At 66.9% G+C, this 10,106-nt stretch carries 9 protein-coding genes and 1 tRNA gene; 4 read left to right on the top strand and 6 right to left on the bottom strand.

Annotation, left to right across the window (positions count from 1 at the left end; translation table 11 throughout):
* The first annotated feature begins 527 nt into the window (after positions 1–527).
* The 4 genes from ACFWGJ_RS15075 to ACFWGJ_RS15060 all read left to right on the top strand — a co-directional run bounded on the left by ACFWGJ_RS15075 (position 528) and on the right by ACFWGJ_RS15060 (position 4,025).
* Positions 528–601: transfer RNA gene (locus tag ACFWGJ_RS15075), tRNA-Gly, on the top strand.
* Positions 602–863: 262 nt separating this feature from the next.
* Positions 864–1,949: a DUF1152 domain-containing protein gene (locus ACFWGJ_RS15070; protein WP_387323942.1), complete on the top strand. Its 1,086-nt coding sequence runs from the start codon at positions 864–866 to the stop codon at positions 1,947–1,949.
* On the top strand, positions 1,946–2,728 hold the full coding sequence (locus tag ACFWGJ_RS15065; RefSeq protein WP_381833419.1) for a hypothetical protein: 783 nt from the start codon (positions 1,946–1,948) through the stop codon (positions 2,726–2,728). Before ACFWGJ_RS15070 ends, ACFWGJ_RS15065 begins: the two co-directional genes overlap by 4 nt.
* 550 nt (positions 2,729–3,278) lie before the next feature.
* Positions 3,279–4,025 carry a hypothetical protein gene (locus ACFWGJ_RS15060; protein ID WP_381832656.1) on the top strand — a complete coding sequence of 249 codons (747 nt, stop codon included), beginning with the start codon at positions 3,279–3,281 and terminating at the stop codon, positions 4,023–4,025.
* 465 nt (positions 4,026–4,490) lie between these two features.
* Here the strand turns inward: ACFWGJ_RS15060 and ACFWGJ_RS15055 are convergent, their stop codons facing one another.
* The 6 genes from ACFWGJ_RS15055 to ACFWGJ_RS15030 all read right to left on the bottom strand — a co-directional run bounded on the left by ACFWGJ_RS15055 (position 4,491) and on the right by ACFWGJ_RS15030 (position 10,075).
* Complete coding sequence (locus ACFWGJ_RS15055) at positions 4,491–4,877, bottom strand: hypothetical protein (protein WP_381832653.1); 387 nt, start codon at positions 4,875–4,877, stop codon at positions 4,491–4,493.
* A gap of 260 nt (positions 4,878–5,137) precedes the next feature.
* Positions 5,138–6,349 carry a TerD family protein gene (locus ACFWGJ_RS15050; protein ID WP_387323939.1) on the bottom strand — a complete coding sequence of 404 codons (1,212 nt, stop codon included), beginning with the start codon at positions 6,347–6,349 and terminating at the stop codon, positions 5,138–5,140.
* 159 nt (positions 6,350–6,508) lie between these two features.
* Entirely contained in the window at positions 6,509–6,907 is a 399-nt protein-coding gene (locus ACFWGJ_RS15045) for a PIN domain-containing protein (RefSeq protein ID WP_381832410.1), read from the bottom strand.
* Positions 6,904–7,185, bottom strand: a complete 282-nt coding sequence (locus ACFWGJ_RS15040; protein WP_381832408.1) for a hypothetical protein — start codon at positions 7,183–7,185, stop codon at positions 6,904–6,906. Before ACFWGJ_RS15040 ends, ACFWGJ_RS15045 begins: the two co-directional genes overlap by 4 nt.
* Before the next feature lie 628 nt (positions 7,186–7,813).
* Entirely contained in the window at positions 7,814–7,987 is a 174-nt protein-coding gene (locus tag ACFWGJ_RS15035) for a type II toxin-antitoxin system VapB family antitoxin (protein ID WP_387323950.1), read from the bottom strand.
* A 33-nt stretch (positions 7,988–8,020) separates the two neighbouring features.
* Complete coding sequence (locus tag ACFWGJ_RS15030) at positions 8,021–10,075, bottom strand: PA14 domain-containing protein (protein ID WP_381832402.1); 2,055 nt, start codon at positions 10,073–10,075, stop codon at positions 8,021–8,023.
* Positions 10,076–10,106: the final 31 nt, after the last annotated feature.

Below are 10,106 nucleotides of genomic sequence, written 5' to 3'. Positions count from 1 at the left end.
CCACAATCCGGAGATCGTGGCGGGCCCGCGGGCGTCCGAACCACTGACTGCTGCCGGCGCTGCTGACCGCTGTCCGCACTGACAGTTGTCGGCCTAGCGCTTCTCGAACTCCACCGGTACGACGTTGCGGAGCCGGGTGCAACGGGGACAACGGATCAACCGGCCAGGACCGAGCCGATCGGCCTGCTGCATCGGAAGTGATGCGGTGCTGAATACGTGCCCCTCGGCACAACGGACGACGGTGCTGCGTTCCATCAAGTCCTCAGAGTCCCTTCCCCAAGAGCCGCGTCTGACTGAAGAGGACGCCACATTACGGGATGAAAGGGACGGCCTTCCAGGCGGCACTCCGATCCCGCCCGACCCCTCTCCAGCTCCTCCACCGTACGCCTCAACTCCTGCGCCTCGCAGCCCCGTCCACCCCCCCGAAACGCCCCCGGGCCCCACGGCTTCAGCGCCGGGGGCCTGGCATGAGGTATGGTGAATCCGCGTTTCCGACCCGGCACGACAACCCGTATCCGGCGTCTTACGCGGGTGTAGTTTAGTGGTAGAACATCAGCTTCCCAAGCTGAGAGTGCGAGTTCGATTCTCGTCACCCGCTCCATGCAGAGCCCCCAGGCCGACGGCCCGGGGGTTTCTTGTTGTCCGGATGGAGGGAGAACCGGGCGCGAGCGCATGTCCCCCGGTGTGGCGCTCCGCCCGCTCGGGGCGCCTGCGATTCGTCACGCTCCAGCGCCTCGCGCCCACGGCGATCCCCCGCTCGACCGTCTCGGGACGACCTCGCACGATCGACCTTGCCGGGCCTCATCGACCGGACCAGCCACACCTACACGGTCAGAGCAGAAGGGCGCCCGTACGCTGACCGCATGAAGCGGTTGATCGTCGCAGCAGGAGGGGAGGGCGACGCTGTCGCCGCCGCCATGCTTCACGCCGCCCTCTACGGCGACGAGGACCGGGCGGTGATCCTCACGTACGCGTGGGACCTCCTGCTCGTCGATCCAGTGCCGGGCCCGCGGGGACCGGACAACTTCACCGGCCTCGAACAGCTCACCCCAGCAGTCTGGACGGTGCCGGCGAACGCCCGCCCGATCCCACCAGCGGGGTCCACACTCCCGCGGCTCGCGGCAGAGCTCCCGCACACGTTCGCGCTGATCGACCCGCATCACGGTGTCGAGGGCGTCACGCGCCAGCTCGAAGAGTCGATCGACCACTTGTCGCCGGAGTCGATCGACCTGCTCGACGTGGGCGGCGACATCCTCGCGCGAGGCGACGAGCCGACGCTGAAGAGCCCGCTTGCCGATGCCCTCACGCTCGCAGCGTGCTGCCAGGTGAACGCGCCTGTCCGGTTGCTGGTTGCCGGTCCAGGTCTCGACGGCGAACTGCCGGTCGATGACGTGCGCGCCCTACTCGGCGCCCGTATCCACACCTTCACCGCGGCGGATGTGGAGTCGGTCAGCTCGGTCCTGGAGTGGCACCCGTCAGAGGCAACCGGAATGCTGGCCGCCACCGCCCGAGGCGTACGCGGCACCTGCGAGGTACGAGACGCAGGCCTCCCCATCGCGCTCACGGACGAGGGCCCGACCGTCCACGAGGTCGACCTGGACGAGGCGGTCACCCGCAATCAGCTGGCTCGCGCCATCATGGCGACCGAGACTTTGGACGAGGTCGAGGCGCACAGCCGGGAGACCTGCGGCTACTCGGAGATCGATTACGAGCGCAACAAAGCGGCATGGCTCAAGGACCAGCCGCATGCGGAGCTGGTCCCGCAGACCGTCTTGGCTCAACTCGACGAGTTCGAGGCGGAGGCCCGGCGCCGCGGAGTCACCCACACCACGTTCCGCCACCTCACCGAAGCCCTGAACCTCAACGGCTCCCAGCGCGAGGACCTGCGCCGACTCCTCATCAGCAACCGTCCAGAGCAGTGCTCCGCCCCTCTGTGGCAGATCTCATGACGCATGCAAGCGGCCCGTCGCCGGTCGGCCTGCCCGATCCCCACCACACGCTGACGAGTACCGACTGGACTGCACTGGAGCACGCTTACGGACCTGCCACGGATGCGCCTACGAGGCTGGTCGCGCTGTGGGACCGCGATCAAGGCGTGCGAACAGAGGCGCTGGAGTATCTGTACGGCACTCTGCACCACCAGAACACCCTCTACAGCGCAACGGTGGCCACGGCCCTCTACGTGGCCGCAGTCCTCGCGGACCCGCGAACGATCTGGAGTATCGACAAGAAACGCGGTTCCTTCCCCGGGCCCATGCGCGCCGAACTGCTGTACTGGATCGCTTCAGTCGCGAGCGAAGTCACCGACGAGGCGGCAAAGACAAGCCGACAGGTCGGCTTCCCCCTCGCCGACTACCCGCCGGCCCTAGGCATCCTTGAGATACGCCCACTGCTGTTCACCGCAGCGCACGACGCGACGCACGATTCAGATCGCCACGTACGCGAAGCAGCGATCGCAGCCTGCATCCCCCTCCTCGACGATCCACAACTACTCCACCACCGGCGCGCCCTGGCGCCCTCGATCCGCGAAGTGCTGGGCACGAGCGACCTGTGGCAGCACCGCGAACGAGCCATCGATGCGCTGGACGCATGGGGCGAAGACTCCTCAGGACTCGAAGGCCAACGAAACCCCTTCGAATTCTGCGACACCGACCTACCGCCCGCCGACTCATCACCGTGGGAACACACCCCCAGCTCCGACGGATACAGCGAGAAGCCACCGTTCTAACTGTGGGTGCCTCGGTCACTCATCCGCCGCCAGCCTGCAAAGCACCAACCGAGGCAAAGCAAGCCCCAGCAGTCCGACCGAGTTACAACTTCCTCTACGGGTTCAAGCCCCGGCTCCGCCGCGGGCGCCGCTCCTGCCTTCGGCCCGCTCCGCCCGCGCTGCGCCGACGCGCGCCCACACGTGGATAGGGCCGGAGGCCATTAGGCGAACACCGCATAGAGCGGCCCGTGGTCAAGGCAATGCCTCCGGCGGGGGATCGGCCGGCACCGGGATGGAGGGGGCGCCGTCGCCGACTGCGGGCCCGTAGTGGCGTGCGCGGGGAGCTCCCATCCCGTCCACCGCCGACCCAGGCAGAGCCAACCGGACGCGGCCCAGGGCGTCCAGGTCGTTCGTACAGTGGCGCGCTCCACCTCGACGCCCTGAACCACGCCCGCTCCACCGTGTGTGGGTCGACGGCGGACGGGATGGGGGCTGGGGAAATTGGTGGGTTGAGGAGGATATTCCGCCTCGGAAGGGAATCGCGTCAGAAGTCTGGGTCTAGGTTTGGCCTGTGAACCACAGCCTTCCCAACGTCGAGACGCTTCACGAGCCTGACTTGCCGCCCTACCAGGTGGTCCTGGCGGAGACTGACTGGGATTCGCTCCAGACGGCTTTCGGGAGCGGTGAGGACCTTCCCAGGGTTCTGGCACGGCTGTTGGAGCCCGATCCCAAGGTTCAGGTTTCCGCTTTGTCGGAGCTAGGTGAGCTGGTCGGCCACCAGAACACCATCTACGAGGCCACCACCCCCGTCGCCATGTATGTTGCCGGCATCCTCGCCCACCCGTCGGCCATGACCCTCCGGCCCCATCGCAACGTCCCCATCCGCGCGACGCTGTTGAACTGGTTGGTTTCCACGGCCTACGACGCCTCCGATGAGATTGTGGGCCGCACGGAGCAGTACTTCCCCGGCTTTCTCACCCCCGGCACCATCGTGGCGGCCTTCCGGGATCTGCGCCCGATGCTTTATCGAGCCGTCGCGCCCTTCCTCCTAGACAGCCACGAGGACGTGCGCGAAGCCGCCGTTGTCGCCGCGCTCATCCTCGCCGAGCACCCCGCGCTCGCCGAGCACCGCGATCACCTCGCCGTGCAAGCGCGCGCCATCCTGGACACCGGCAGCGACAACCCCAACCGGCTTGTTGCCCGGAAGGCACTCGAAGCATGGGGCCACGACGTCCCCAACCCTGAGCCTTTCCGGGAGGAGCCCTGGGACTGGGGGCCACATAGCGACGGCCGCGGCGATCTCGAACCTCCCTTCTGACCGATACGCGCACGGCCCACCGGCGGACCACTGCGGCAGGTGAGAGCTACAAGAAGCGGCTCACGCGGTGGCCGTACGAGCGTGGCGTGCGCTATCGGTGTCCTGAGTAGTTCCCACCGGACCACGGCTGTACAGCAGAGAAGTACAGCAACTCCAGCAACCGGCAGTGCCCCACACTGGCCCCATGGGCTTCCCGGCAGCCTGTATGACCTCCAATAACCGATTTCTACAGAGCTACGGATCAGAAGGTCGCGCCACCCACGAGGCGGCTCGGCAACAGGCCGGGCCGTCTCAGTTTCCGTCTCATTCAGCGCCGTTCGCGGCCGTTCAGACGAGACCGAAGCCCGTAGCCGCTCCAGCAACCGGCCGTCCATGAACGCAGGTGAACGGCCCCGTCCGAGGCCTCTAGGACCACCACCACAGTTGGAAAGCGTGTTGGCGGTGGGAGTTTCAGCGGGGCTCTGGTCACAGAGGACCCGGTTGGGTCTGCCGGACGCCGGTGCACGCCACCAGCGTGCTGCCATCCTCGTCGAGAAACAGCATGAAGATCCAAGATCCGTCGGCAGTTCTGATCTGACCCAGTCGAACCGGCCGGCCGTATAGGTCGAGGCGTTGCACGGCCCGCGCTAAGCCGGAAGTCTCGATGCCTTTCCGCAGAGTGTGACGGTGTCGGCGCCCGTAGACCGTCGCGAGCGACTTGGCCGACGTTGTTCCGTCCCAGACAACATGAGAAGCGCCAGCACGGAGAGCAGACAGAGCGGCCGACGACGTGTCGTCCCCACCGTTCAGCAGCCGTTCAAACTGTTCCCGCTCCATGACGTCACCCCCATCAGGATCCTGCTGTACAGCCATCAAGTGCGGCATCCTATGCGCCCGACACGAGCTCTCACGGTCCTTGCCGCAGCGTGTATGACCTCCAAGTGCTACGGATCAGGAGCTTCTGACATCCACGGCTGACATCAACGACACCCGACGGGAGCGTACGTCAACGCCCCTGTCCGGCCGTCGCGCCAGTCGACGAAGGCTGCCGAAGCGGGTCCGGATCGAACTCCTGTAGCGGGTGTCAGATCTTTTCTCGCTGTCACGGCATCACATGCAAGTCGGCCCGACGGCTACCGAGTCTTAAACTCGACCTTCCCGGTGCTCATTCGGAAGTTCCCATTCGAGTACAGCGTCGGTCGTGCCTCAACATGGTTTCCGCTGTACTTCTCAACCTGTCGGATCTGGGCGCCGCCGGGCGCAGTAAAGTCGATCAAGGCGATAGCAACCCAATAGGACAAGTTTCGATTGTTGAACAGTGGCACCGTCACTGTGGAGCCCCGCCCGTCAGTGACTACCACCCGAGCACCGTACGACTTGAACGATCCGGTCCCGTTTTCCACTGCGCTATAAGCGCAGAGAAGGACATATCCCTGAAGGTCTGGACGACGGATGGTGATCGTCTCGCGACCCGGAACTTTAGAGTCCCCATCCAAAGCGATATAGGGCGGCACGACAGTCGATCCGAGCTGCCGGTAATAGACGACCTGATCCGACTTGTTCGGGCGCTTGCCCGGTAGCGTGACCGCATCTCCAGGAACATAGAGGGCGTACAGGTCGAGGTCAGCGCCGGCCTGTCTCCGGGCCGCGCTCCCACCGTTCCACTCAAGTGAGGCTGTCACGATGAGGCTCGGGTCATCCTTGCGCATGTCGATGGTCGCTTGTCCGGCCTTGGTGAGGGCGACTTTGCCCAGCGGGATGAGGGGACGAGGCGGCGTCATGGGTGGGGCTGGCTGCATGTGTTGGCGCTGTGCGGGCGGTACAGCGGAAACTTGTCCTGCGCTGGGTCCTGGGTCATCTACAACGATGCCGAAGTCCGAGGCGAGACCGGCCAGCCCTGTGTCCCATCCTTGACCCACGGCTCTTGCCTTCCACCCGCCCGACCGCCGGTAGAGCTCGATGAGAAGGGCTACCGTCTCGTGGTGCACGAGCGGCGGCGGTTCGAAGGTGATCCGCGCACTTCCGCACTCAACGACCGCTTGGGGGGTGTTGCTCGCATCGAAGTGAGTTGCCGTCAGCTCAGGGTCGATGCTGGCCACAACGACGATGCGGTCTACTGCCGCGGGGATCGCGGCCAGGTCCGCGACAATCGTCTGCCCGCGCAGTTCGACCTTGTCCTGTGACGCGTGGTTGTAGAAGACCAAATCGTCATCGCTCCGCACCTTGCCGTCCTGGCCTAGCAGGACGGCAGACACGTCGATGCCTGTAGTCAGGGAGTTGAGGGTGACGCGGCACACCGCTGCGGGCAAGGCAGCGTTACCGCCTTTGGTAAGAGTCATGGTCATGTGTGGCCTCTCACGATGATTCGCACATACTCGTCACCCGCTCCATGAAGGAGGCCCAGGTCATCGACCCGGGCCTTTTTGCCGCCTTCGCACTCGCCGCGCGCCTGGCCTGATTCGCGCCAGGTCGCTAATCGCGCCGACTCTGCGAGGCGCCTCGGCTCAGACCTTCTCCGGACTCAGGCGCGGATGCTCGGCAGTGAGCAGCCCGATGTCTTCCACGTCCGAAGTCAGGATCGTCACCCGGCCGGGATGCTGCAGGGCAGTCGCGCACAACATGGCGTCGATGGCGTACTTGTGGCCGTGCAGCCCCGCTGCACGCAGCAGAGCGGCAGCGGATTGTGCAACGGTTTGGGTCACCGGCTCGACGCTCAGGCGGGACAGGGTCCACTTCAGTGCGGCGTCGTTGATCTTCGGGTGGATCACCTCAACCAGCACGGCGGCTGAGGTGATCACTGGCAGGTCCGCGTCTCGGGCCGCCGTCAGCCACTCATGGATCTCTCGATCCCGCTGTACGGCCCTTGCCAGACCCTCGCTGTCCAGGACCAAAGCACCGCTCACGCGGCAGCCCCAGCGTCCGAGGCGCCTCCGACCAGCCGGGCGCGCTTCGCCGCCACGGCCTCGGGGTCGGCCGGGCCGTGCACTGTGTCGAAGTCCGCGATCAGCTCGTCAAGGTTGTCTCGCTCGATCTGTCGCTGGGCGGCCTTCTCCAGGTAGGCCGAGACACCTCGCTTACCGACCCGCTCACGGATCGCATGCAGGGTTCCGGCGGTCAGAGTGACGGAGATGCCACTGGTGGGGCCGTCGCCGGGCGGGAAGTCAACTTCGTCATCAGTCACCCTGCGAGTATGCCATTAGATATGGCATAGCGTGTGGCGGGTGCACGGAATCTCGACGGGTGGCGCAGGGATCGAACCCGGTCTCCTGTACAGGTCGAGCCCAAGCAAGGCTGTCCCTGACGGCGCCGGCCTCACTCTCGCGAGATTCCGTGCCCTCCGCGTGTCCGTAAGCGCGGAGAACCACGGTCAACAGCGGTGTGATCCGCCCCGCCCGACCACCGCTAGGTTCAGCTATCTGTACTGGTCAGAGGTGCAGAGCCCGCCCATGTCCCGCAGCTTCCCAAGCTGAGAGTGCGAGTTCGATTCTCGTCACCCGCTCCACGCAGAACCTTGTGCTCGGTCAGGTCGGACGCGTGTCGGGCGATGGTGCCGTAGTCGGCGTCGTCGTGGAGTACAGCCAAGCCCAACGCCCCGCGTTCTTCGGCACCGCGGCATCGGGATAGAGGTCGGAGAACATTTCCGCGATCTCGCCGTACTCGCGGCTGGTGCGGGCGCTGTACAGGAACTCGGCCCGTAGCACGAAGCAGGACGCGATGGCGCCGGCATCGATCGCGTCGTACCAGGCCGATCAATTGCAGTTTTGGATCGCGGAGCAGCCGGACCAGGCCGGACGTGTCGAGCAGATAGATCACCGGCTGTGCTTCTCCGCCCTCTGCAGACGCTCGGCGTCCTCGACGGCACCCCACTCACGCGCTTGCTCGAAGTGACGGCTTATGCGTGCCGCACGCTCCTGCTGCTCGGCGTAGGAGTTCAGCGCGAGATTGACCGCCTCCTTGGTGATGTACATAGAAAAGTACGTCACCAGCGTTTATGGGGCCGCTCTCAGGCTCCGGTGCTACACCCGGTCCTGGAACACGCAGTTCCATGCGTGGGTGCCCGCGACCGTGCCGTCTGCTCGTACCGCCTGCAGTGTGTAGAAGTGTGTCGTTCCCCGTGCCGCGCCGGTGTCCGTGTAGGACTCGGTCTTCGGTGGCAGCAAGCCCTCGTGCAGGGGCTCGTACGTCTTCGTCGTGGGGTTCCAGCGGGTGATGCGGTAGCCCGTCACCGTGTCGCAGTCGGTTGTCCTGGTGCATCTCCAGCCGACGGACGGGCCGTCCTCGGTGAGGCCGCCGATCACGGTTCCGTTGGATGTGGGGCCGAGTTCCCAGTTGCGGGTGGCCGGCACGGACGGTCGGACGTCCAGTTCGGTGGCCTCGACGGGAGTGACCCTCGGGTCGGTCGGGGGCAGCGCGTTGTCCCAGCGGTCCCTGGCGACGATCGCGTACACGTGTGTCTCGCCGTCCGGCAGGTCGCCGCAGAGGACCGCGAGCGGGTCGCTCGTGCCCTCGCGGCAGTCGGCGGTCCCGAGCCACTTGACCGTGCCGTCGGGCTGCCGGGTGCCCGTCCAGGCCGCGTAGCGTTCCACGTCGTCCTCGGGGGAGGCCGTCCAGTTCAGCAGGATGCCGTCGGCGCGCGGGGTGGCCCGCACGCCGGTGACCGGTCCGGGTGCGACGCGGTCACCGGTGCGGACGACGTGCGGGGCGGACAGGGCCGACTCGTTGCCGGCCGGGTCGACCGCCGCGACCGCGTACGTCACGTACGTGCCCGCGGGCATGTCCACGTCCTCGCAGATGCCGCCGGAGTTGGTCTCGTCGCTCTCCTCGGCGCAGGTCACGCGGGTGAGCGCGGCCGGGTCGAGGGTCTTGCCGGGCGAGCGGTAGACGCGGTACGTACCGCCGTTGGAGAAGTCCTCGTCGAAGCCGTCGGGCTGCTTCCAGTACACCTCGGTGTGTCCGACGCGGGCGATGGCGGCGAGGGAGAAAGGGGGCTTCGGCGGTGTGCGGTCGATGCCGTCGCCGGTGACGGTGGTGTACGGCGACGGGTTGCCGAGCGCGTCGAGCGCGCGGACCCGGTAGTAACGGGCGGTGTTCACGGGCGCGTTGGTGCGGTACGTCGTCGCGGTCGTCGTACCCAGCAGCTCGAAGGGGCCGGTGGCCGTGGAGGCCGCGTGTATCTCGTACGTCGCGGCGTCGGCCGATCCATGCCAGGCCAGGTTCGCCCACCACGCGTCACCGGTGACCGTGAGAGCGGTCGGCGCCGCGGGGCCCGTACGGTCCACGCTCGCGACGGTGACGTCGGAACTGCCGGTCGACTCGCGGCCCGCCTTGTCGACGGCGCGGACCTCGTACAGGAAGGTCTGGCCCGTGGCGGGCGTCGCGTCCACGAAGGACAGGGAGGTGACCGGCGCCGTGCCGCTGACCTTCGCCCACGGGGCGGTGCCCAGCCGGCGGTACACGCGGTAACCGGCGAGGTCCATCTCCTTGTTCGCGGTCCAGCGCAGGGTCGTCCTCGTGGCGGCCTGGTCGTACGTGCCCTTGAATCCGGTCGGGGCGAGCGGTTTGACCGTGTCGACCGCGGCCTGCGTACGCGGGGCGTACGTGAACGTGGCCTGGGCGGCGCCCGTCCAGGCCACGTAGTCCACGCGGAGCGTGTGCTTGCCGGCCGGGACGGTCAGGTCGACGGTCTTGCGGGCGGTGGTGGAGACGTTCTTCCACAGGTTGATCTTCCGTACGCCGTCGACGTAGACGCGCATGCCGTCCTGTGTGGCGGCGGAGAACCGGAAGGGGCCACCGGAGCCGAAGTCCCGGGTGAGGGACCAGCGGACGGAGAAGTTGTCCTTGGGCAGCGTGACGCCGGGCGGGTCGCCGTGTCCGTAGTTCTCCGCGATGGCGGCGTCGCATGCGGTCAGCTTCGGGGTGCCGCTGAAGGCGGAGTTGCCGAAGTACTGCGCCTTCCAGAGGGGTGAGGCGCAGGTGACGGCCGCGGCGGCGGGGGCGGCGGTGAGCAGGCCGCCGGCGGTGACGAAGGAGGCCGTGGCGGCCACCGCGGTCAGCCGGGTACGAGTCAGCACGGGGAGTGGGGCCCTTTCCGGACCAGGGGAC

The organism is Streptomyces sp. NPDC060205 (genome assembly GCF_042728395.1).
In the GTDB taxonomy this organism is placed as follows: Bacteria; Actinomycetota; Actinomycetes; order Streptomycetales; family Streptomycetaceae; genus Streptomyces.
The sequence above is the reverse complement of the archived record's forward strand: the minus strand, read 5'-3'. Positions and strand labels throughout refer to the sequence as shown.